General features: G+C 72.7%; 19 protein-coding genes and 1 riboswitch. Of the genes, 5 read left to right on the forward strand and 14 right to left on the reverse strand.

The genetic code is table 11. The features are described 5' to 3' along the window. Positions 1-12 precede the first annotated feature (12 nt). The 3 genes from ACIP84_RS21650 to ACIP84_RS21660 form a co-directional block, all read right to left on the reverse strand. Entirely contained in the window at positions 13-1,188 is a 1,176-nt protein-coding gene (locus tag ACIP84_RS21650; RefSeq protein WP_401799485.1) for an acyl-CoA dehydrogenase family protein, read from the reverse strand. Between the two features lie 184 nt (positions 1,189-1,372). Continuing rightward, a complete protein-coding gene (locus ACIP84_RS21655) occupies positions 1,373-1,528 on the reverse strand; it encodes an SCO1431 family membrane protein (protein ID WP_355963647.1) in 156 nt (51 codons plus the stop codon). Between the two features lie 75 nt (positions 1,529-1,603). After that, the gene (locus ACIP84_RS21660; RefSeq protein ID WP_401799488.1) at positions 1,604-3,016 is read right to left on the reverse strand and encodes a peptidase C39 family protein; all 1,413 of its coding nucleotides are present in this window, start codon (positions 3,014-3,016) and stop codon (positions 1,604-1,606) included. A gap of 395 nt (positions 3,017-3,411) precedes the next feature. Between ACIP84_RS21660 and ACIP84_RS21665 the strand changes: the two genes are divergently transcribed. Together ACIP84_RS21665 and ACIP84_RS21670 are read left to right on the forward strand one after the other, a co-directional pair. Beyond that, positions 3,412-4,041, forward strand: coding sequence for a uridine kinase (locus ACIP84_RS21665; RefSeq protein ID WP_401799491.1), 630 nt, complete (start codon positions 3,412-3,414; stop codon positions 4,039-4,041). Between the two features lie 309 nt (positions 4,042-4,350). Next, positions 4,351-6,276 carry an AAA family ATPase gene (locus tag ACIP84_RS21670; RefSeq protein ID WP_401799494.1) on the forward strand — a complete coding sequence of 642 codons (1,926 nt, stop codon included), beginning with the start codon at positions 4,351-4,353 and terminating at the stop codon, positions 6,274-6,276. Between the two features lie 112 nt (positions 6,277-6,388). On the opposite strand, the gene ACIP84_RS21675 is transcribed toward ACIP84_RS21670, so the two are convergent. From ACIP84_RS21675 to ribD, 10 genes are all read right to left on the reverse strand, one after another. Further along, positions 6,389-7,438 (reverse strand): hemolysin family protein, encoded by a 1,050-nt coding sequence (locus tag ACIP84_RS21675; protein WP_355963657.1) that lies wholly within the window; start codon positions 7,436-7,438, stop codon positions 6,389-6,391. Further along, positions 7,435-8,907: a hemolysin family protein gene (locus ACIP84_RS21680; RefSeq protein ID WP_401799496.1), complete on the reverse strand. Its 1,473-nt coding sequence runs from the start codon at positions 8,905-8,907 to the stop codon at positions 7,435-7,437. The genes ACIP84_RS21675 and ACIP84_RS21680 overlap by 4 nt, the downstream gene beginning before the upstream one ends. 226 nt (positions 8,908-9,133) lie before the next feature. Then, entirely contained in the window at positions 9,134-9,589 is a 456-nt protein-coding gene (locus ACIP84_RS21685; protein WP_355963662.1) for a PH domain-containing protein, read from the reverse strand. A gap of 41 nt (positions 9,590-9,630) precedes the next feature. After that, positions 9,631-10,479, reverse strand: coding sequence for an ATP phosphoribosyltransferase (gene hisG, locus ACIP84_RS21690; RefSeq protein WP_401799499.1), 849 nt, complete (start codon positions 10,477-10,479; stop codon positions 9,631-9,633). A 64-nt stretch (positions 10,480-10,543) separates the two neighbouring features. Continuing rightward, a complete protein-coding gene (locus ACIP84_RS21695) occupies positions 10,544-10,825 on the reverse strand; it encodes a phosphoribosyl-ATP diphosphatase (protein ID WP_073818722.1) in 282 nt (93 codons plus the stop codon). A gap of 35 nt (positions 10,826-10,860) precedes the next feature. Further along, complete coding sequence (gene ribH, locus ACIP84_RS21700; protein ID WP_015032243.1) at positions 10,861-11,346, reverse strand: 6,7-dimethyl-8-ribityllumazine synthase; 486 nt, start codon at positions 11,344-11,346, stop codon at positions 10,861-10,863. A 30-nt stretch (positions 11,347-11,376) separates the two neighbouring features. After that, positions 11,377-12,660: a bifunctional 3,4-dihydroxy-2-butanone-4-phosphate synthase/GTP cyclohydrolase II gene (locus ACIP84_RS21705; protein WP_401799503.1), complete on the reverse strand. Its 1,284-nt coding sequence runs from the start codon at positions 12,658-12,660 to the stop codon at positions 11,377-11,379. Then, positions 12,657-13,253: a nicotinamide mononucleotide transporter family protein gene (locus tag ACIP84_RS21710; protein WP_355963805.1), complete on the reverse strand. Its 597-nt coding sequence runs from the start codon at positions 13,251-13,253 to the stop codon at positions 12,657-12,659. The genes ACIP84_RS21705 and ACIP84_RS21710 overlap by 4 nt, the downstream gene beginning before the upstream one ends. A 44-nt stretch (positions 13,254-13,297) precedes the next feature. Then, complete coding sequence (locus ACIP84_RS21715; protein ID WP_030316363.1) at positions 13,298-13,906, reverse strand: riboflavin synthase; 609 nt, start codon at positions 13,904-13,906, stop codon at positions 13,298-13,300. Positions 13,907-13,908: 2 nt separating this feature from the next. After that, positions 13,909-14,988, reverse strand: coding sequence for a bifunctional diaminohydroxyphosphoribosylaminopyrimidine deaminase/5-amino-6-(5-phosphoribosylamino)uracil reductase RibD (gene ribD / locus ACIP84_RS21720; protein ID WP_401799506.1), 1,080 nt, complete (start codon positions 14,986-14,988; stop codon positions 13,909-13,911). A gap of 173 nt (positions 14,989-15,161) precedes the next feature. After that, a riboswitch (FMN riboswitch) is annotated at positions 15,162-15,291 on the reverse strand. Positions 15,292-15,533: 242 nt separating this feature from the next. On the opposite strand from ribD, the gene ACIP84_RS21725 reads away from it, so the two are divergent. Together ACIP84_RS21725 and ACIP84_RS21730 are read left to right on the forward strand one after the other, a co-directional pair. Then, entirely contained in the window at positions 15,534-17,915 is a 2,382-nt protein-coding gene (locus ACIP84_RS21725) for a chitinase C-terminal domain-containing protein (protein ID WP_401799508.1), read from the forward strand. A gap of 137 nt (positions 17,916-18,052) precedes the next feature. Then, the gene (locus tag ACIP84_RS21730) at positions 18,053-18,817 is read left to right on the forward strand and encodes an SDR family oxidoreductase (RefSeq protein WP_355963674.1); all 765 of its coding nucleotides are present in this window, start codon (positions 18,053-18,055) and stop codon (positions 18,815-18,817) included. A 128-nt stretch (positions 18,818-18,945) separates the two neighbouring features. Here the strand turns inward: ACIP84_RS21730 and ACIP84_RS21735 are convergent, their stop codons facing one another. Further along, complete coding sequence (locus tag ACIP84_RS21735) at positions 18,946-20,136, reverse strand: ROK family transcriptional regulator (protein ID WP_401799511.1); 1,191 nt, start codon at positions 20,134-20,136, stop codon at positions 18,946-18,948. A 123-nt stretch (positions 20,137-20,259) separates the two neighbouring features. Here ACIP84_RS21735 and ACIP84_RS21740 point away from each other — a divergent pair, with 123 nt between their 5' ends. After that, positions 20,260-21,483 (forward strand): MFS transporter, encoded by a 1,224-nt coding sequence (locus ACIP84_RS21740; protein WP_401799513.1) that lies wholly within the window; start codon positions 20,260-20,262, stop codon positions 21,481-21,483. Positions 21,484-21,609 lie beyond the last annotated feature (126 nt).

Consider the following 21,609-nt stretch of genomic DNA (forward strand, 5'->3'; position numbering starts at 1 on the left):
CCGGCTGCCCTGCTACCTTCCCCTCTCCAGCAGCGATCTGCTGATCACCACACGCTGGATCTGGTTCGTGCCCTCGACGATCTGCAGCATCTTCGCCTCCCGCAGATACCGCTCCACGGGGAAGTCCGCCGTGTACCCGTAGCCGCCGAGCACCTGCACCGCGTCCGTCGTGATCTGCATGGCGGCGTCCGAGCAGAACAGCTTGGCCATGGCCGCGCGGCGGCCGAAGGGCCGCCCCTCGTCCCGGAGCCGGGCCGCCTCCAGGTACAGCGCCCGGCCCGCCTCGATCCGGGTCGCCATGTCGGCGAGCAGGAAGCGGATGCCCTGGAAGTCGGCGATCGGCCGGCCGAACTGCCGGCGTTCCACGGCGTACGCGAGGGCCACGTCCAGGGCCGCCTGACCGAGCCCGACCGCGCAGGCGGCGATGCCCAGCCGCCCCGAGTCCAGGGCGTCGAGCGCGATGGCGAACCCCTGCCCCTCCGCGCCGAGGCGCCGCGCGTCGGGGACCCGCACGCCGTCGAAGTGGAGCTGCGCCGTGGGCGAGCCCTTCATGCCCATCTTGCGCTCGGGCGGGGCCGCGCTCAGTCCCGGTGCGTCCCCCGGCACCAGGAAGGCGGTGATGCCCCGCGCCCCCTCCTCGCCGGTCCGGGCCATCACCGTGCAGAAGTCGGCGATCCCGCCGTGGGTGATCCACGCCTTCGTGCCGTCGATCACCCAGTCGCCGCCGTCGCCGTCCCGGACCGCCCGGGTGCGGAGCGCCGCCGCGTCCGATCCGGCGGAGGGTTCGGAGAGGCAGTACGCGCCGAGAAGGCCGCCGCCGAGCATGGCGGGCAGCTGGGCGGCACGCTGCTCGTCGGTGCCGTAGCGGGCGAGCGCGTGGCAGGAGAGGCTGTGGACGCTGACACCGAGCCCGACGGTGAGCCGGGCCGCGGCCAGCTCCTCCAGGACCTGGAGGTAGACCTCGTACGGCTGACCGCCCCCGCCGTGTTCGGGGTCGTAGGGCAGTCCGAGCAGCCCGGAGCGGGACAGCAGGGTGAACAGCTCGCGGGGGAAGTGTCCGGCGTCCTCCTCCTCGGCGGCGCGCGGGGCGATCTCCCGGCGGGCGATGTCCCGCGTCAGGGCGAGCAGCTCGCGGGCCTCGTCGGTGGGCAGCCGGCGTTCGACGCCGTCCGGGGTGCTGTCGGCCATGGCCGGGCGCTCCTCCCTGCCGGGCGCGGGCACGGGCACGGGCGTGCGGGGCGCGCGCGGGGTCGCGGGGAGTATGCCCGTCCGAGGCATCGGGATCACCCGGCGGCCGGGGGGATCACACGGACGCCGAGGGACGCCCACGGCGTCGTGCGGTGACATCGGGGCGGCGGGCGGGCCGCCGAGGTCACATGAGGCCGGCGCGCGTGACGAACACGGCGAGCACGACGACCAGGGTCCAGCCGAGGACGTGTTCGAGGATCTTGGGGCCCTGGTCGTCCTTCGGGCCGCCCGTCCGGGCGCGGAGGAGGAGTCGGGTGGCGGCGGCGGAGGTGGAGGTCATGGCGACCACCTTGCGGTACGGGGGCGGCCCCGGGGTAGAGACGTCGGTCACGTCCCCCGGGGCCACGCCGCCGCGTCAGACGACGCCGAGGGCCGCGAGTGCCTTGCGCTGCGCGGACGAGGGCCGCTCGGGGAAGTAGAGGTAGCAGACCCCGCCTGTGCCGGAGACCACTTTCCCGCTCGCGTTGTACCGCTTGGTGCGGAGCCAGATGTTCTCCCACTCGCGCCGCCGGTAGACCCGGCGGACGGCCTCGTTGCTGGGTGAGGCGGGGTCGTTCGCGATGATGTCGCCGTCCGCCGTGAAGCCGATGACGGTCATGAGGTGGCCGGAGGTGCCGTAGCCGGCCCCGGTCAGTTCCTCCTTGAGGAAGGACTGGGACGTTATGGCCGGGATGCCGGCCCGGATCAGGCTCTCCAGTTCGGTGAGCGAGCGCAGCCGGGTGACCACGGCGTTCATGTCCGGGTACGTGGCCGCGTAGGCGGCGTTGAAGGGCCAGTTGCCGCAACCCTCGTACTGGTGGTCGAAGGTGAAGCGGGCCGCGTGGCAGACCTGCGGGTCGGCGAAGGCCGGGTTCACCCAGGCCAGTTCCTCGGCCGACGGGCGGCGCCCCCAGTACTCGACGATCATCTGGGAGGAGGTCGGGCTGCACCACGCCTCGCCGCCGTTGTCGTACTCGGGGTACTGCCCGACGTGGGTGTTCTGCGAGTAGCGCGGAACGGCCAGCTCGCGGGCCGGGCCCGGCGTGGAGGCCGGGACGCTGAAGCGGTCCGGGATGTCCGAGGCCATCGCGCCCAGCCGCCAGACCGTGGGCGTGAGACCGCTGCCCGGGGCACGGTAGAGCGTCAGGCGCAGCCGGTACGAGGCCAGCCGCAGGCCGCTCGTCGCGTCGTCGATCGCGAAGGTGTCGGTCCAGACCGTGCTGCGGCCGTCGGTCTGGTCGTCGACCGAGGTCCGCCGGATGTCGCCGTCCCCGGAGGCCCAGCGGCCCAGGACGTACCAGGGGGTGGCGGTCGCGTCGGTGTACGTGCCGGACAGCTCGACCTGGAGCCAGGTGCCGGGCGGCGTCCGGGCGTTCCAGGAGGCGATGACCTCGGTGGCGGGCACGGCCGGGGTGTGCTCGGGCGAGGTCCAGGCGGCGTACTCCCACGCGGAGGTCCGCCCGGTGTGCGGGTCGGTGTAGTCGGTGAGCCCGGCCGGGGTGGCGAGGACCAGGCCCGGGCGGAGTCCGGCGACCGCCTGCGTACCGGCCGAGCTGCCGCACCTCCAGTCCGTGTACGAGGACCAGAAGCGGTTGTCGACGAGGCCGGGCGCGGGGGCGTGGCCCCGCCCCGCGTCCGCGGCGGAGGCAGGGCCCGCGGCCGGTGCGTCGGGCGGGCAGTCGGCGGCGCGGTCCGGGCCGGCGGCCACGGCGGGAGCGGCCGTGGCGGCCGTTCCGGCGGCCGCGAGGGCCGCTGCGAGAACGGTTCTGCGCGGGGTGGAGCTGGTCATGGACGGTGACCCCCAGTCGAGAACGGTGGGTGTACGGACCTGTGGACGAGCCGGGCGAGCGAGGGAGCGAGCGGGCGCATGGGCGGGTGAGCGGGTGAGCGGGTGAGCGGATTGCGAGCCGGGCGGACGGGTGAGTCGAAGGCCGGTCTGGCGGCCGGTGGGTGGCCGGGCGCGTCGGGGCGGACCTGCGGGCGGGCGGGCACGCAGGCGTACGGACCTCCGGGCGCCGCGAACCCGCGGGGCGAACGGACAGGCCGCGCGCGCCCCACTATCGCGGCTTCCGCCACGCCTCCGCCAGCACTTCGCCCCGCGTCGCCGCACCAATATTGGTCTCGACCACTGGTGACGGCACCTCCCTGACCTGCGACGGTCCCCCACTCCCCTACCCTGGGCCCATGAACGACCTCGATCGCGCGGCGCACGCGCTGCTCCGGCTGCCGCCGTCCTGCGGACCGGTGCGGCTGATCGCGGTCGACGGCCACGCGGGCTCCGGCAAGTCCACGCTCGCCGCACGCCTCTCCACCGCCCTCGGCGACGCCCCCGTCCTCCACCTCGACGACCTCGCCACGCACGAGGAGCTGTTCGAGTGGACCGGGCGGCTGCGGAAGCAGGTCCTCGACCCCCTCGCGCGCGGCGAGAGCGCCTCGTACCGCCCGTACGACTGGAACCTCCGCCGCTTCGGCGAGGCGCGCGAGCTCCCGCCGGCCCCGGTGGTCCTCGTCGAGGGGGTCGGCGCGGGCCGGGCGGCAGTACGGCCGTTCCTCGCGTGGCTGCTGTGGATGGAGCGCGGCCCCGAGGAGTCATGGGCGCGGGGCCGTCATCGGGACGGCCCGGACCAGGCCGCTTTCTGGGACGGATGGACCGTGGCGGAGACTCGCCATTTCGCCGGGGACCCCTCCCGGCCCTTCGCCGACACCCTGGTACGCGAGTGCCACGAGGGGTACGACTGGCTCCCCGGGCCAGGTGTGACAGCGGGCGCGGACCAGATCATCACGTACCGTGACGGCTTCATGTCCGTGAACTGAGGGCCCGAAAGTCCGCTTCCGCAAGTGCCTCAACTCCGCTTGACCCAAGGGGCGTACAGGTCTTACGTTCTGAATGTGCGGCTTTTCGGAGCCGCCGCGGACGCGAAGCCCCCGGTTGTTCCCCCGTGATCGGGGGCTTCGTTCTGCCCCTGACGGCCCTCTCACGGGCCCTTCGCGGGCCCTGACGCTCACCCAGGGTCACCGCTTCCGGATCATGCGCTTCTCCTTAAGAACGCACCCCCTGCGCAGGTACGATGCCCCCAGGTGCGGTCAAATCCCGTCCATGCGAAGACGGTTGTGGGGGACCCGATGGACATCGGCACGCAGGGCGCGCAGGCCCCGGCCGAGCTCGCCTGGCTGCGCGGAATCGACGCCTACACGATGGGCGCGTATCCGCAGGCGGAGGACGAGTTCCGGACGGCGGTAAGGATCGACCCCGGGATGGCGGACGCCTGGCTCGGGCTGCACGCGCTCCGGGTCGACACCACGACCGCGCTGCTGCGCATGTACCGCAACCGCGACCGCTTCGGCGAGCAGCGGACCCGGTACCGGCGCACCCTCAACTCCTGGTACTGGCTGGGCTGGTGGGTGCAGCCGGTGCTGGAGAGCCCGCGCGACCTGCTGCTCGCGCACGCCTCCCACTGGCTCGACGGGCGCCATGTACCGGAGCTGGACCGGGCGCTCGCGGGACTCCCCCCGGTGGACACCGACCCGCAGGTCCGCTTTCTGCACGCCTGCCGGGCCTATCTCGTCAAGGACTGGGACCAGCTCGTCCGGCACACCGAGACCCTCGTCGACGACCCGCTGCTCGGCATCGAGGCCGGGCTCTTCGGCGGCATGGCCCGGGTGCGCCTGGAGATGTACGGGCAGGCCGAGCCGCTGCTCTCGGCCTCGCTGATGCGCTGCCGCAGCGAACAGCCCCAGCGCAAGGAGCTGCGGTACTGGCTGGCCCGCGCGCACGAGGGGACCGGGCGCAGCGCCGCCGCGCTGCCCCTCTACCGGGCCGTGCACCGGATCGACCCGACCTTCATGGACACGGCCGCCCGACTCGCGGCGATCGCCGAGTACGACGGCTTCGAGGGGTACGACGGCGTCGACGACCCGGCCGGGCTCGCCACGGTCGCCCTGGGCACCGCCGGCGGCGGCCTCGGCCAGGACGCCGCGGACACCGCGCCGGGCGCCGAGCCCGACCCGTCGGGCGGGCCGCTGGGCGACGGAGTGCGGCTCGCGCCCGATCCCGTACCGCCGGCTGCCCCGGTGACGCCGCCGGAGACCGTACGCCAGAAGGCCCCGCTGCCGAACCAGCCGGTGCCGCCACGCTTCCCCGCGGGTCCCACCGATCCGGTGCGGCTCGCGGAGGCGCTCGCCGAGCTGGAGGGCATGGTCGGCCTGGAACCGGTGAAGCGGCAGGTCAAGGCGTTGTCGGCGCAGCTGGAGATGGCGCGGCTCCGCGCAGGTCAGGGCCTTCCGGTGCAGCCGCCCAAACGTCACTTCGTCTTCTCCGGCCCCTCGGGCACCGGGAAGACCACCGTCGCCCGGATCCTCGGCCGGGTCTTCTACGCCCTCGGGCTGCTCGGCGGCGACCATCTCGTGGAGGCCCAGCGGGCCGATCTGGTGGGCGAGTTCCTCGGGCAGACTGCGGTGAAGGCCAACGAGCTGATCGACTCGGCCGTCGGCGGGGTGCTCTTCGTGGACGAGGCGTACGCGCTCTCCAACACCGGCTACAGCAAGGGCGACGCCTACGGGGACGAGGCCCTCCAGGTGCTCCTCAAACGGGCCGAGGACAACCGCGACCACCTCGTGGTCATCCTGGCCGGCTACCCGGAGGGCATGGACCGGCTGCTCAACACCAACCCCGGTCTCTCCTCCCGGTTCACCACCCGGGTGGACTTCCCCTCGTACCGGCCGCTGGAACTCACCGCCATCGGCGAGGTCCTCGCGGCGGCCAACGGCGACGGCTGGGACGACGAGGCCCGCGAGGAGCTGCGCTCGATCAGCGGGCACGTCGTCGAGCAGGGCTGGATCGACGAGCTGGGCAACGGCCGCTTCCTGCGCACCCTGTACGAGAAGTCCTGCGCCTACCGCGACCTGCGGCTCTCCGGCTACGCCAGCACTCCGACCCGGGAGGACCTGGCGACCCTCCGGCTCGCCGACCTGATGCAGGCGTACGGCGAGGTCCTGTCGGGCCGCGGCCCGATCGACCGCGGCCCCCAGCAGGAGCCCCCGGGCTACTAGGACCCGGTCGCGCCATCGCTGCCGCCGGAGCGAGGGAAGAGGACGAACGGCGGGGCGGGCCTCGTGGACCCGCCCCGCCGTGCGCGCGACTCCTCCGCGGCGCGCGCCACCGCTACGCGGTGGGCACCCGGTCCGGGGCGACCCGGTGCGCGGGGTCGCGGACCTCGCCCACCAGCATCTCCAGGACGTCCTCCAGGGCCACGAGGCCGAGCACCCGTCCCGAGCCGTCCGCGACCTGCGCCAGATGGGTCGCGGCGCGGCGCATGACGGTGAGGGCGTCGTCGAGGGGCAGTTCGGGGCGGAGCGTGGCCATCGGCCGCCACAGCCGCTGCGGCACCGCCCGCTCCCGTTCGTCCAGGTCGAGGACGTCCTTCACGTGCACGAAGCCCATGAAGGCGGTGCCCGCCTCGGCGCGGACCGGGAAGCGCGAGTACCCGGTGCGTACGGTCAGCTCCTCGATCTCGCGCGGGGTGACCGTCGGCGGGACCGTGACAAGGGAGGGCGATGCGATGAGGACGTCCGTCACCGGGCGGGTGCCCAGTTCGAGGGCGTCCTCCAGACGCTCCTGCTCGGCCGGGTCGAGCAGTCCGGCCTGGCCGGCGTCCTCGACGAGACGGCCGAGCTGGACGCTGGTGAAGACCGCCTCCACCTCGTCCTTCGGCTCGACCTTGAACGCCCGCAGGACCAGCCGGGCGCAGGCGCCGAGCGCGGCCGTCACGGGCCGGCAGAGCCGGGCGAAGCCGACCAGGCCGGGGGCGAGCCAGAGCGCCGTCCGCTCGGGCGCGGCCATCGCCAGGTTCTTCGGGACCATCTCGCCGATGACGAGGTGGAGGAAGACGACCGCGGCGAGGGCGATGACATAGCCGAGCGGGTGGATGAGCCCCTCCGGGACCCCGACCGTGTGGAAGACGGGTTCGAGGAGACGGGCCACGGTCGGCTCGGCGACGGCGCCGAGCGTCAGCGAGCAGACGGTGATGCCGAACTGCGCGGCCGCCATCATCTGCGGCAGGTTCTCCAGACCGTGCAGGACCTGCTTGGCACGGGCGCCGCCCAGCGGCTCGATCTGGCTGCGGCGGACGGAGACGAGCGCGAACTCGGCCCCGACGAAGAAGCCGTTGGCCAGGACGAGGAGGACGGCGAAGAGAAGCGGAAGGGTGCTCATCGGGCCGCCTCCGCCGCCACGGGAACGGGCGCCTCCAGGTGGCCGGGCACCGGAGGGGACGCCGCACCGGGCACCGGAGCGGGCTCCGGATCAGGCACCGGCTCGGACGTCAGGCAGGTCCCCGCATCGAACGACGGGTCCGACGCCGGGTCCGACGACGGGTCCGTTTGGACGATCCGTACGCGCTCGGCGCGGTAGCGGTCGACCTGGCGCACCGAGAGCCGCCAGCCGGGCAGTTCGGCCCGGTCGCCGGGGGCGGGGATGCGCCCCAGGAGATCGGCGACGAGCCCGGCGACCGTCTCGTACGGCCCGTCGGGCACGTCGAGACCTATCCGGCGCAGGATGTGGACCCGGCAGGAGCCGTCGGCCTCCCAGGCGGGCCGGCCGTCCTCGGCGGGAGCGGCGGCCAGCTCGGGCCGCCCGTCGGCCACCGTGTCGTGCTCGTCGCGGACCTCGCCGACGAGCTCCTCGACGATGTCCTCCAGGGTGACGACACCCGCCGTGCCGCCGTACTCGTCGACGACCACCGCGATCGGCTGCTCCCTGCGCAGCCGCTCCAGCAGGGTCTGGGCGGGCAGCGTCTCGGGCACGAGGAGCGGCGGGACCGCGATCCGGCCGACGGGGGTGCGCAGCCGGGCGTGCGGCGAGACGGCGAGCGCGTCCTTGAGATGGACCATGCCGACGATCTCGTCGATGCGGTCGCGGTAGACGGGGAAGCGCGAGAGGCCGGTGGCCCGGGTGAGGTTGAGGACGTCGGCCGCGGTGGCGTCCCACTGGAGGGCGCTCACCTTCACGCGCGGCGTCATGACCTGCTCGGCGGTGAGGCCGCCGAGGGACAGGGTTCGCACGAAGAGGTCGGCGGTGTCCTGTTCGAGGGCGCCGGCCAGGGCGGAGTGCCGGGCCAGGGAGACCAGTTCGCCGGGGGTGCGGACGGAGTCCAGCTCCTCGGTGGGCTCGACGCCCAGGAGCCGTACGAGCCGGTTCGCGACCCGGTTGAGCAGGGAGATCACCGGCCGGAAGAGGGCGGAGAAGTACCGCTGCGGGGTGGCGACGAAGCGGGCCACCTGGAGCGGCCGTGAGACCGCCCAGTTCTTCGGTACGAGCTCACCGACGACCATCTGGACGGCGGAGGCGAGCAGCATCCCGATCACCACCGCGATCCCGGAGACGGCCCCGGCGGGCAGTCCGGTCGCGGTGAGCGGTCCGTGCAGCAGTCCGGCGAGCGCGGGCTCGGCGAGCATGCCGACGACGAGGGAGGTGATGGTGATGCCCAGCTGGGTGCCGGAGAGCTGGAAGGACAGCTCGCGCAGGGCGGTGACGACGGTGCGGGCGCGCCGGTCGCCGGCGGCCGCGGCACGCTCGGCGTCGGCGCGCTCGACGGTCACGAGACCGAACTCGGCGGCCACGAAGAAGCCGTTGGCGAGGATCAGGACAAAGGCCGCGAAGAGCAGCAGAAGGGAGATGATCATGCCGCCGCCTCCTGGGAGGGGGCGGCGCACGTACTACCGGACGATCCGTCCATTGCTGGAGGGAGTCACTCCTCGGGTCGAAGGGTGGCCTCGCAGGCCGCGGGACCGCGGCCCTGCACACGCGAGGCGGTGGTGCCGCTCGGCACCACCGCCTCCAGAGTAATCACGCGAAGGCCCCGACGGGCAGGGGGTCGGCCCCGGATGGGGGACATCACGCCCCCGGCCGTCAGGCCGTCCGCTCCGCGCCCGTGCCGCGGCTGTCGGCCAGGGCCCGCAGGGCGCGGGCGTCCCGGATGGCCGCCTCCTTGGCGATCCCGGGCTGGATGCCCAGGGCCGGCAGGCTGGTGCCGTCGCTCAGGTCGAGGAAGACCCAGGGGTCGCCCGGGCGCAGGTTGACCTTGAGGATCTCCGCCCAGGCCAGCCGCCGGGTCCGGGTGATGTTGACGACCGTGACGCCCTCGTCATCGGCGACGACCTTGGGGCGGCTCAGCAGCAGCAGGCCGCCGGAGAGCAGCGCGGCGGTGAGGAAGAAGCTGGCGCGCTCCCCCGGGCCGAGCCGCTCCAGCGACACCGCGACGACGCTGATGACGGCGAACATCGCGACGCTCATCGTGATCAGGACGACCCGGGTGCGCCCGGGGCGGAACGTGACCGGGAGGGCTGGCGTCTCTGCGTGGGACATCGGTGGTTCCTCGGTGCCTTCGGTGCGGGCGGTCCGTGCCGTCAGAGGCGGCAGGCGTGGATGGCGGTGGTGAGGATGGCGCGGGCACCGATCTCGTACAGGTCGTCCATGATCCGCTGCGCCTCCTTGGCGGGGACCATCGCGCGGACGGCGACCCAGCCCTCGTTGTGCAGCGGGGAGACGGTCGGCGACTCCAGGCCCGGCGTGAGGGCGACCGCCTGCTCCAGGTGCTCGGCGCGGCAGTCGTAGTCCATCATCACGTACGAGCGGGCGACGAGGACGCCCTGGAGGCGGCGCATGAACTGCTGGACCTGCGGGTTGTCGTCGGGGGCGCCGTGGCGGCGGATCACGACGGCCTCGGAGGTGAGGATCGGCTCGCCGATGACCTCGAGTCCGGCGTTGCGCAGGCTGGTGCCGGTCTCGACGACGTCCGCGATGATCTGGGCGACGCCCAGCTGGATCGCGGTCTCGACGGCGCCGTCGAGGTGCACGACGGAGGCGTCGATGCCCTGGTCGGCGAGGTGCTTGGCGACGATGCCCTCGTAGGAGGTGGCGATCGTCATGCCGCCGAAGTCCTCGGGGCCGTTCGCGGTGCCCGGGCGGGTGGCGTACCGGAAGGTGGAGCGGCCGAAGTTCAGCGCGAGGATCTCCTCGGCGCTGGCGCCGGAGTCCAGGAGCAGGTCACGGCCGGTGATGCCGATGTCCAGCTTCCCGGAGGCGACGTAGATCGCGATGTCCTTCGGGCGCAGGTAGAAGAACTCGACCTCGTTGTCGGGGTCGATGACGACGAGCTCCTTGGACTCCTTGCGCTGGCGGTAGCCGGCCTCATGGAGCATTGCCGACGCAGGTCCGGAGAGGGAACCCTTGTTGGGAACGGCGATGCGCAGCATGGGGTGAGCTTCCTTTGCCTGGGAGTGGTGGGGAGTCCGGGCGGCACCCGCCCGGAGGGGGTGCTCAGAGGTGGGCGTAGACGTCGTCGAGCGAGATCCCGCGGGCGACCATCATCACCTGGACGTGGTACAGCAGCTGCGAGATCTCCTCGGCGGCCGCTTCCTTGCCCTCGTACTCGGCGGCCATCCAGACCTCGGCGGCCTCTTCGACGACCTTCTTGCCGATGGCATGGACGCCCTTGTCCACCAGTTCCGCGGTGCGGGAGGTGGCCGGGTCGCCGGTCTCGGCCTTGAGCTTGAGCTCGGCGAAGAGCTCTTCGAAGGTTTTGGGGGTTCCGTTCGCCATGATGGTCCTAAGAGTACGGGGTAAGGGTCGCGTCATCAGCGCCAGGGTTCGCTCACCGTGCGCAGCGTCGTCGCGGTGGCGACGGCGGCGGTGACGGCCTCGTGGCCCTTGTCCTCGGTGGATCCTTCGAGGCCGGCCCGGTCGAGGGCCTGCTCCTCGGTGTCGACGGTGAGGACACCGAATCCGACGGGTACGCCGGTGTCGATCGAGACCTGGGTGAGGCCGTGGGTGACGCCCTGGCACACGTACTCGAAGTGCGGCGTTCCGCCGCGGATGACGACGCCGAGCGCCACGATGGCATCGTAGCCGCGCCCCGCGAGGACCTTCGCCACGACCGGCAGCTCGAAGCTGCCGGGGACGCGGAGGAGGGTCGGCTCGTCGATGCCCAGCTCGCTGAGGGCGCGCAGGGCGCCGTCGACGAGACCGTCCATGATCTTCTCGTGCCACTGCGCCGCGATGACCGCGACCCGCAGGTCGCCGCAGTTCTTCACGCTGAGGACGGGTGCGCCCTTGCCGCTCATGATTCTCCTTGCCGGTGGATACGTACGTGGTTACTGGTTGGCGCAGGTGGAGGCCGGGGAGCCGTCGAGCCAGGGAAGGTCGTGGCCCATCCGGTCCCGCTTGGTGCGCAGGTAGCGGAGGTTGTGCTCGCCGGCCGTGACGGGCATGGGCTCGCGGCCCTCGACCGTGAGGCCGTGCCGGGTCAGGGCGTCGATCTTGTCGGGGTTGTTGGTCATCAGGCGCAGGCTACGGACGCCGAGGTCGACGAGGATCTGCGCGCCGGCCGCGTAGTCGCGGGCGTCGGCGGGCAGCCCGAGTTCCAGGTTGGCGTCGAGGGTGTCGCGGCCGCGCTCCTGGAGCTCGTACGCGCGGAGCTTGGACAGCAGGCCGATGCCGCGGCCCTCGTGGCCCCGGAGGTAGACGACGACGCCGCGGCCGGCCTCGGTGATGCGGTCCATGGAGGCCTGCAGCTGGGGGCCGCAGTCGCAGCGCAGCGAGTGGAACACGTCGCCGGTCAGGCACTCGGAGTGGACCCGGACCAGGACGTCTTCGCCGTCGCCGATCTCGCCGTGGACCAGGGCGACGTGCTCGACGCCGTCCACCGTGGAGCGGTAGCCGTACGCGGTGAAGTCGCCGTGCGCGGTGGGGAGCCGGACCTCGGCCTCGCGGCGGACGGTCGGCTCGGCGGAGCGCCGGTAGGCGATCAGGTCCTCGATGGAGATGATCGTGAGGCCGTGCTTGCGGGCGAAGGGGACCAGCTCGGGCAGGCGCAGCATGACGCCGTCCTCGCCGGCGATCTCGACGATCGCGCCGGCCGGGCGGAGACCCGCGAGGCGGGCGAGGTCGACGGCGGCCTCGGTGTGGCCGTTGCGGGCCAGGACGCCGCCGGGCTTGGCGCGGAGCGGGAAGACGTGGCCGGGCCGCACGAAGTCGGAGGGCTCGTGGTTGCCGCTCGCGAGCATCCGCAGGGTGGTGGCGCGGTCGGCGGCGGAGATGCCGGTGGTGACGCCGTGGGCGGGGGCCGCGTCGACGGAGACGGTGAAGGCCGTGCGCATCGACTCGGTGTTGTGCTCGACCATCTGCGGGAGCTGGAGACGCTCCAGTTCGTCGTTCTCCATGGGCGCGCAGATCAGGCCGCGGCACTCGCTCATCATGAAGGCGACGACCTCGGGGGTGGCCTTCTCGGCGGCGATGACGAGGTCGCCCTCGTTCTCGCGGTCCTCGTCGTCGACGACGACGACGGGGCGGCCGGCGGCGATGTCGCGGATGGCCTGCTCGACGGGGTCGAGGGCGAGGTCGGTGGCGTCCCAGGGGGGAAGGGCGGCGGCGCTCATGCGTGGGCTCCTTCCAGAGCGGTGGCGGAGGTCGTGCGCGTCCGGAGCCACCAGTCGCGCATGCCCCAGACGACGAGGGCGAAGTAGATGACGTAGACCAGGCCGGAGAAGGCGAGGCCGCTGTTGAAGGCGAGCGGGACGCCGACGAGGTCGACGAGGAGCCAGGCGAACCAGAACTCGACCAGGCCGCGGGCCTGGGCGATCATCGCGACGAGGGTGCCGACGAAGATGTACGCGTCGGCCCACGGGCTCCAGGAGAGCGACGGGTAGAGGGTGAAGAGGCCGCCGACGGCGAGGGTGCCGGCGATCGCCCCGGCGAGGAGCAGTCCGCGCTCCTTCCAGGTGGCGAAGCGGACGGCGATGGAGCCGTCCTGGGCCTGCTGCCTGCCCCGGTTCCACTGCCACCAGCCCCAGGCGGCGACGCCGATGACGAGGAGCTGCTTGCCGACGCCGCCGGAGAGGTGGGCGGAGGCGTAGGCGCCGACGAGGATCAGGCCGGAGAGCAGCTGGGCGGGCCAGGTGAGGATGGAGCGGCGCCAGCCGAGCGCGAGGGCGATGAGTCCGATCGTGTTGCCGATCATGTCGGACCACATGATGTGCTGACCGAAGGCGCTGAACGCCTCGGAGTTGAGCCAGCTCACTTGTCGCTCTCCTTGGCGTTCGGGCCGAGCAGCCGCTCGACGTACTTGGCGATGACGTCCACTTCGAGGTTGACCGGGTCGCCGGACTGCTTGATGCCGAGCGTGGTCAGGTCGAGGGTGGTGGGGATGAGGCTGATGGTGAACCAGTCGTCGGTGACCTCGACGACGGTGAGGCTGACGCCGTCGACCGTGATCGAGCCCTTCTCGACGACGTACCGGGAGAGGTGGGCGGGCAGGCCGACCTTGACGAGTTCCCAGTGCTCGGACGGGGTGCGCTCCAGGATCGTGCCGGTGCCGTCCACGTGGCCCTGGACGATGTGACCGCCGAGGCGGCCGCCGACGGCCATGGGCCGCTCCAGGTTGACGCGGGAGCCGACCTCCAGGGCGCCGAGGCTGGACCGCTTGAGGGTCTCGGCCATGACGTCGGCGGTGAACTCGCCGTCGCCGAACTCGACGACCGTGAGACAGACACCGTTGACGGCGATGGAGTCGCCGTGCTGGGCGCCTTCCGTGACCAGGGGACCGCGCAGGCGGAAGCGGGAGGCGTCCTCCAGCTGCTCGACGGCGGTGACCTCGCCCAGTTCTTCGACGATTCCGGTGAACACGGTCAGGCTCCCTTGAGGGTGGCGGTGATGCGGAGGTCGGGTCCGACGCGCACGGTCTCGGTGACGTCGAGCCGCAACGCTTCGGTGATGGTGCTGATTCCTGCGTCGGCGAGGGCGTTCGGGCCGGCGCCGAGGAGGATGGGGGCGAGGTAGCCGACGACCTGGTCGACGGCGCCCGCGGAGACGAAGGCGCCCGCGAGGGTGGGGCCGCCTTCGAGGAGGAGGGAGCGGACGCCGCGCGCGTGGAGGGCGTCCAGGAGGGCGGGTACGGACAGGCCGCGCTCGGCCCTGGGGAGGCGTACGACCTCGGCGCCGTCGAGGGAGGTCCCGGCGTCGTCCGCGATCGCGATCAGGGTGGGGGCGGCGTCGTCCAGGACCCGGGCGCCGGGCTTCACGGCGGTCGCCTCGGTGTCGACGACGACCCGCAGCGGCTGGACGGCCCCCTCGATGCCGCGTACGGCCAGGTGGGGGTCGTCGGCGCGGGCGGTGCCGGAGCCGACCACGACGGCGTCGGCCTCGGCGCGCAGCCGGTGGACGTCGGCGCGGGACTCGGCGGAGGTGATCCAGCGGGAGGTTCCGTCGGCTGCGGCGATCCGGCCGTCGAGGGTGGCGGCGTACTTCCAGCGGACGAAGGGACGGCCGTGGCGTACGGAGGTGAGCCAGGCGATGTTGCCGGCCTCGGCCTCGGCCTCCAGGAGGCCCTGCCCGACCTCGACCCCGGCGGCACGCAGGGTGTCGGCACCGCCGGTGGCCTGCGGGTTCGGGTCGCCGACGGCGTACACGACGCGGTTGACGCCGGCCGCGATCAGGGCCTGGGCGCAGGGGCCGGTGCGGCCGGTGTGGTTGCAGGGTTCGAGGGTGACGTAGGCGGTTCCGCCGCGGGCGAGGTCGCCGGCCTCGCGCAGGGCGTGGACCTCGGCGTGGGGGCCGCCGGCGCGCTGGTGGAAGCCTTCGCCGACCACGTGTCCGGAGGCGTCGGTGATGACGCACCCGACGACCGGGTTGGGGCTGGTGGCGCCGAGACCGCGCGCGGCGAGCTCGACGGCGCGTCGCATGGCGGTGATGTCGGCCTGCTGGGCCACCGGGTCCTCCTGCCTCTTCGGGCACGGACTCCGGGGCCTGTCGATGACGACAGAGAGCGGAACGACGCCTCGCGCAGGGTGCGCCGAGGCCTCGGTCCTGCGGGTACGCCGATCGATGTCGATACGGCGACCAGCGGACGTACGGCCGGCACACCCTTGACAGGGGTCGCCCGCCGCGCACTGCCTCCCATCCGGACTTTCACCGTCGGTCCAGGAATCTCACCTGGTCAACCGGCCACTGGCTGTGGACGGGTCGCGGACTATACCGCCGGTTCGGAATTACACCGACCCCGGAGTGCGCTGCTGCTGATACAGGGCCAGTGTGCCACGACCCGCGGGGGGCGATGTGGCCGAGTTCCTGTGGTCTGGCTCACAGAGTCCCACAGAACTCCTCTTTGGTCCAGACCTATTGACGCACTGGTCTAGTCCTCTTAATCTCCGTGTCACCTCCGAGGAACGGTCCGGCGGGGTGCGCACTCCACGGGCCCAACACGACCCACCCCCTTGTTCGTTGTGTTCACCCACCTCCCCAGGAGGAACCGATCGTGTTGTCCCCCACCACGAAGAGAGCCTCGCTGCTCGCTTCCGGCGCGGCGGTCGCCGGGCTTCTGCTCAGTTCCCTCTCCGGCGGCGTCTCGTACGCCGCCGACAACGAGTCCTGTCGCCCCGACGGGCTCTACAAGACCCCCGGCGTCGACGTCCCGTACTGCTCGGTCTACGACACCGAGGGCCGCGAGAAGATGGGTGCGGACCACCAGCGCCGGGTCATCGGCTACTTCACCGGCTGGCGCGACGGCAAGAACGGCCAGCCCGCCTACCTGGCCAAGGACATCCCGTGGGAGAAGATCACCCACATCAACTACGCCTTCGGTCACATCGGCGGGGACAACAAGCTCTCCGTCGGCACCGACGGTCCGAACAACGCCGCCACCGGGATGACCTGGCCCGGTGTCGCAGGCGCCGAGATGGACCCCGCGTACGCCTACAAGGGCCACTTCAACCTGCTCAACAAGTTCAAGAAGCAGCACCCGAACGTCAAGACGCTGATCTCGGTCGGCGGCTGGGCCGAGACCGGCGGCTACTTCGCGGACAACGGCGACCGGGTCAACTCCGGCGGCTTCTACTCGATGGCGACCAACGCCGACGGTTCGGTCAACCAGGCCGGGATCGACACCTTCGCCACGTCGTCCGTCGACTTCATCCGCAAGTACGGCTTCAACGGCGTCGACATCGACTACGAGTACCCGACGACCATGAAGGACGCCGGCAACCCGCTCGACTGGCAGCTCGCCAACGCGCGCCGCGCCGGACTCGTGCAGGGCTACGCGGCCCTCATGAAGACCCTGCGCGAGAAGCTCGACGCGGCCGGCGCCGCCGACGGCAAGCACTACCTGCTGACCGTCGCCGCCCCCTCCTCCGGCTACCTGCTGCGGGGCATGGAGACCTTCCAGATGCAGAAGTATCTGGACTACGTCAACATCATGTCCTACGACCTGCACGGCGCCTGGAACGAGTACGTCGGGCCCAACGCCTCCCTCTTCGACGACGGCAAGGACGGCGAGCTCGCCGCCGCCAACGTCTACGGCTCGGCGCAGTACGGCAACATCGGATACCTCAACACCGACTGGGCGTACCACTACTTCCGCGGCTCGATGCCGGCCGGCCGGATCAACATCGGCCTGCCCTACTACACCCGCGGCCACAAGAACGTGCAGGGCGGCACCGACGGTCTGTGGGGCAAGGCCTCCGCGACCACCTGTCCGGCCGGAGCCGGTCTGACCAAGTGCGGTGACGGTGCCACCGGCATCGACAACCTGTGGCACGACAAGGACACCAACGGTGTCGAGTCGCCCGCCGGCTCCAACCCGATGTGGCACGCCAAGAACCTCGAGAAGGGGATCGTCGGCGACTACGTCACGCAGTACGGCTTCCCGGCGAACACCACCCTGACCGGCACCTACGCCCGCAAGTACGACTCGACCCTGGTCGCGCCGTGGCTGTGGAACGCGCAGAAGAAGGTCTTCCTCTCCACCGAGGACGAGCAGTCGGTGGCCGCCAAGGCCGACTACGTGGTCAACAAGGGCATCGGCGGCACGATGGTCTGGGAGATGGCCGGCGACTACGCCTGGAACGCCGCCAAGGGCCAGTACGAGATGGGCTCGACGCTCACCTCGCTGATGTACGACAAGTTCAAGGCGGCCACCCCGTACGGCGCGAAGAAGTCCCACGCGACCCTGCCGACCAAGGCCGTGAAGATCGACGCGCAGTTCACCGAGTTCAAGCTCGGCGACTCGAACTACCCGATCACCCCGAAGATCAAGATCACCAACAACACGGCGGCCACCCTCCCGGGCGGCACGGAGTTCCAGTTCGACTACGGGACCTCGGCCCCGGCGAACGCCTCCGACCAGTCGGGCTTCGGCACGAAGGTGATCAGCAGCGACCACACGGGCAGCAACGTCGGCGGCCTGAAGGGCGACTTCCACCGCGTCTCCCTGAAGCTGCCGGCCTGGCAGTCGCTGGCCCCCGGCGCCACGGTCGACCTGGCGTTCAACTACTACCTGCCGGTGTCCACCCCCTCCAACTGGACGGTGAACATCAACGGCACGACGTACGCCCTCGCCGGTGACCTGGCGCGCGGCACGACGGTGGTGGAGCCGGGCACGACGACCCCGCCGACCACCCCGCCGACGACGCCGCCCACCACGCCGCCGACGACCCCGCCCACGACTCCCCCGACCACGCCGCCGACGACCCCGCCCACCGGCTGCGGCACGGTCCCGGCGTACGTGGCGGGCACGGTCTACAACGCGGGCAACGAGGTCTCCCACAACGGCCGCAAGTACAAGGCCCAGTGGTGGACCCAGAACGAGACGCCGGGCACGACCGGCGAATGGGGCGTCTGGAAGGACCTCGGGGCCTGCTGACGCACCCCCTCCGAACCCCCGGCGGCGGAATCTCACGGCCCTTGCCGCCGCCGGGCTTCCCCAGCGCCGCGCCCCCCTGTCCGGGGCGCGGCGCCGCCGCGTGTGCGGAGGAGGCCGAGGGCGGTCAGGCTTGAGACATGAGCACGATCCTGGTGACCGGCGGCACGGGAACCCTCGGCCGGCCCGTCTGCGAGCGGCTGCGCGCGGACGGCCACGACGTTCGGGTCCTCAGCAGGCACTCACCGCCCTACGCCGTCGACCTCCGGCAGGGCGGGCCACTGCTCGACCGGGCCGTCGACGGGGCAGACGCGGTCGTCCACTGCAGCAACATCCTCCGCGGCGACAAGGACGCCGCCCGCATCCTGATCGAGGCGGCCCGGCGCGCCGGGGTGCCGCACCTGCTGTACATCTCGATCATCGGCGTCGACCGGGTGCCGCTCGGCTACTACCGCACCAAGTACGCGGTGGAGCGCATGATCCAGGGCTCGGGCATCGGCTGGACGCTGCTGCGGACCACCCAGTTCCACGACCTGGTCCTCCAGCTGCTCCAGGGCCTGGCCAAGCCGCCCGTGATGCTGCTGCCCAAAGAGGTGCGGGACCAGCCCGTGGAGGTGACGGAGGTCGCCGCGCGCCTCGCCGAACTGGCCGCGGGGCCACCGGCGGGCCGGGTGGAGGACATGGGCGGCCCCGAGATCCGGACCTTCGTCGAGCTGGCCCGCTCCTATCTGCGGGCGAGCGGCCGCCGGCGCCGCCTGGTCGAGGTGCCGCTGCCGGGCAAGGCCTACCGGGGGCTGCGGCGCGGCGAGCACCTGGCACCGGACCGGGCGGTGGGGCGGGTGACGTTCGACGAGTTCCTGGCGCGGCGGTTCGGCGAGGCGGGCGGCCCGGCGAGCGGCACCTGAAGCCTCGCTCCAGAGTCCCGCCGCTTCGGAGCCCCGCCCTTCTAGAGCCCCGCCGCCGCTCCGGAGCCCCGTCGCCGCCCCGGAGTCCCGCCCTTCTAGAGCCCCCGCCGCCCTAGAGCCCCGCCGCTCTAGAGCCCCGCTGTCGGCGCCCCGAAGAGCGCGTCCTGCGCCGCGTCCCGGGCCAGGAGCAGGGCGCCGCGGAGCACCGCCGCATCGCCCAGGGCCGTCGCGCGGACCTCCGTACGGAGCGGGGAGAGAGCGGCGAGTTCGGCCTCCACCCGCGCGGCGAGCGCGGTGCCGCCCTGGTGTCCGGTCTCGCCGGCGAGGACCACGCAGCCGGGGTCGAGGACCGAGACGACGGCGGCCGCGCCGATGGCGAGACGGCGCGCCAGGGCGTCGAGGAAGGGAGCCTGACCCGGTGCCGGCGCCGTCCCCGCGACAGGACCGTCCACCCCGGTGTCCCCCGAGGTCAGGGCCTCCGCCGCCGTGAGGCCGTGGGCGGCGGCCAGGGACGCGACGGCCGCCGCGCAGGCCAACTCGTGGAAGCCGCCGTCGCAGCCGGTGGCCGAGGGGAGCCCTGACGTGCCGGGCACGGGCAGGAAGCCGATCTCGCCCGCGCCGCCCGAGGCCCCGCGGCGCAGTCGCCCGCCCAGGACGACGGCCGCGCCGACGCCCTGGCCCAGCCAGAGCAGGACGAAGTCCTCGCGGTCGCGGGCCGCGCCCTCGCGGAGTTCCGCGACGGCGGCGAGGTTGGTCTCGTTCTCGACGAGGACGTGCGCGGGCAGCCGTTCCTGGAGGACGCCGACGAGCCGCCGGTGCCAGGCGGGCAGTCCCGAGGAGTCGCGGAGTTCGCCGGTGGCCGGGTCGACGAGGCCGGGGGCGCCGACGGCCACGCTGTGCAGCCGGTCCGCGCCCGCCTCCTTCACGGTCCGCTCCAGGAGCGCGACCGCCTTCTCGACGGCGGGTCCGGTGTCGCTGTCGTCGCCGACGGGGACGGAGGCCTCGGCGAGGGTGGTGCCGAGCAGGTCGGCGACGGTGACGGAGACCGACCGGGTCCGTACGTCGAGGGCGGCGAGGTGCGCGCGGTCGGCGACGAGTCCGTACAGCCTGGCGTTGGGTCCCCGGCGTTCGGCTCCGGACTCTCCGACGACGTGGACGAGCCCGGAGCCCTGGAGCCGCTCGACGAGGTCGGCGACGGTGGGCCGGGAGAGTCCGGTGAGGGTCTTGAGCTGAGTGGCCGTCAACGGGCCTTCGTCCTGGAGCAGTCGCAGGGCGAACCGGTCGTTGATGGCTCGTGCGGTGCTCGGGGATGCGGCCATGCGGCGATCCTCTCAGACGCGTTCGGGTGCGGATGCCGTGCTGCGGTCTATTTATCAGGCAGGGTTCCTGATAGTTTACGGCCGCATCACCCGGCCATGCCACATCACCCCCAGGGAGGGACCATGGCGGCGGAGACCGTCACCAGCACCGATCGCCTGCGGCGGGCGCGCTTCGCCGTCGCCGCCGTGTTCTGCGTCCACGGCGCCGTCACCGGCAGTTTCGCGACCCGCATCCCCTGGATCCAGGAGCACGCGGGCGTGAGCGCGGGCCAGCTCGGACTCGCGCTCGCCTTTCCCGCCCTCGGCGCCTCCGTCGCGATGCCGCTGGCCGGGGCCGTGTCCCACCGGTTCGGCGCCCGCACGGCGCTGCGCGGCCTGCTCACCCTCTGGACGCTCGCCCTGACGCTGCCCTCGCTCGCCCCCGACATCTGGGGCCTGTGCGCCGCGCTGTTCGTGTACGGCGCGACCGCCGGCATGTCCGACGTGGCGATGAACGCGCTCGGGGTGGAGACCGAGAACCGGCTCGGCAGGTCCATCATGTCGAGCCTGCACGGCATGTGGAGCGCGGGCGCCCTCATCGGCTCCGCCGCCGGTACGGTCGCCGCGCACCTCGGCGGCGACGCCCGGCTCCACCACCTGATCGCGGCCCTGGTCCTCACCGCCCTCGGTCTGGTCTTCTGCCAGGGCGTCCTGGACATGCGCAGCACGCCGGACGAGGAGCCGCCCCCGCGCTTCTCGCTGCCGCCGAAGTCCGCGCTGATCATCGGCGCGATCGGCTTCTGCGCGGTGTTCGCGGAAGGCGCCAGCCTCGACTGGTCGGCCGTCTACCTCCGGGACGAGCTGGGCAGCTCCGCCGGCCTCGCGGCCGCCTCCACGACCGCCTTCGCGCTGACGATGACCGTCGCACGCCTGGCCGGCGACCGGGTCGTGGACCGCTTCGGCGCGGTCCGTACGGTACGGGTCGGCGGCGCGGTCGCCACCCTCGGCGGGGTCCTGGTCGTCGTCGCCCCGCACGCCGCCGTCGCCATGGCCGGATTCGGCCTGATCGGACTGGGGGTCGCGGTCGTCGTCCCGCTCGCCTTCGCGGCGGCCGGGCGCAGCGGCCCGAACCCGAGCCAGGCCATCGCGGGCGTCGCGACCATCACGTACACCTCGGGGCTGATCGCCCCCTCGGCGATCGGCGGCATCGCCGACGCGACCTCGCTGGTCTTCTCGTTCGGCCTGGTCACCCTGCTCGCCCTGGGGCTCGTCGTGGGCGCGGGCGTCCTCAGGTCGAGCGAGCGGGAGTCCACACCGACGCAACCGACGAAGCCCGCCCCGGAGAAGACCCCGGGCCACGTCGGGTAGCGGTCCCGGGCCGGGGCGGGCGGCGGGGCCCGGGCCCCGGCGAACGTCCCCGGCCCCTGGGGCCGCATACCATGTGGCTGATCTTTTGCGGTCACGACACGGCCGCCGGAACCGGAGAACGGGAGC

Source organism: Streptomyces sp. NPDC088707, assembly GCF_044752725.1.
GTDB lineage: Bacteria > Actinomycetota > Actinomycetes > Streptomycetales > Streptomycetaceae > Streptomyces.

Coding starts and splice junctions, on each gene's coding strand:
- ACIP84_RS21660 (WP_401799488.1), bottom strand. CDS start 3,016: ATGACCAGCTCCACCCCGCGCAGAACCGTTCTCGCAGCGGCCCTCGCG.
- ACIP84_RS21650 (WP_401799485.1), bottom strand. CDS start 1,188: ATGGCCGACAGCACCCCGGACGGCGTCGAACGCCGGCTGCCCACCGAC.
- ACIP84_RS21695 (WP_073818722.1), bottom strand. CDS start 10,825: ATGGCGAACGGAACCCCCAAAACCTTCGAAGAGCTCTTCGCCGAGCTC.
- ribH (WP_015032243.1), bottom strand. CDS start 11,346: ATGAGCGGCAAGGGCGCACCCGTCCTCAGCGTGAAGAACTGCGGCGAC.
- ACIP84_RS21665 (WP_401799491.1), top strand. CDS start 3,412: ATGAACGACCTCGATCGCGCGGCGCACGCGCTGCTCCGGCTGCCGCCG.
- ACIP84_RS21675 (WP_355963657.1), bottom strand. CDS start 7,438: ATGAGCACCCTTCCGCTTCTCTTCGCCGTCCTCCTCGTCCTGGCCAAC.
- ACIP84_RS21710 (WP_355963805.1), bottom strand. CDS start 13,253: ATGTGGTCCGACATGATCGGCAACACGATCGGACTCATCGCCCTCGCG.
- ACIP84_RS21655 (WP_355963647.1), bottom strand. CDS start 1,528: ATGACCTCCACCTCCGCCGCCGCCACCCGACTCCTCCTCCGCGCCCGG.
- ACIP84_RS21740 (WP_401799513.1), top strand. CDS start 20,260: ATGGCGGCGGAGACCGTCACCAGCACCGATCGCCTGCGGCGGGCGCGC.
- ACIP84_RS21680 (WP_401799496.1), bottom strand. CDS start 8,907: ATGATCATCTCCCTTCTGCTGCTCTTCGCGGCCTTTGTCCTGATCCTC.
- ACIP84_RS21705 (WP_401799503.1), bottom strand. CDS start 12,660: ATGAGCGCCGCCGCCCTTCCCCCCTGGGACGCCACCGACCTCGCCCTC.
- ACIP84_RS21670 (WP_401799494.1), top strand. CDS start 4,351: ATGGACATCGGCACGCAGGGCGCGCAGGCCCCGGCCGAGCTCGCCTGG.
- ACIP84_RS21730 (WP_355963674.1), top strand. CDS start 18,053: ATGAGCACGATCCTGGTGACCGGCGGCACGGGAACCCTCGGCCGGCCC.
- ACIP84_RS21735 (WP_401799511.1), bottom strand. CDS start 20,136: ATGGCCGCATCCCCGAGCACCGCACGAGCCATCAACGACCGGTTCGCC.
- hisG (WP_401799499.1), bottom strand. CDS start 10,479: ATGCTGCGCATCGCCGTTCCCAACAAGGGTTCCCTCTCCGGACCTGCG.
- ACIP84_RS21685 (WP_355963662.1), bottom strand. CDS start 9,589: ATGTCCCACGCAGAGACGCCAGCCCTCCCGGTCACGTTCCGCCCCGGG.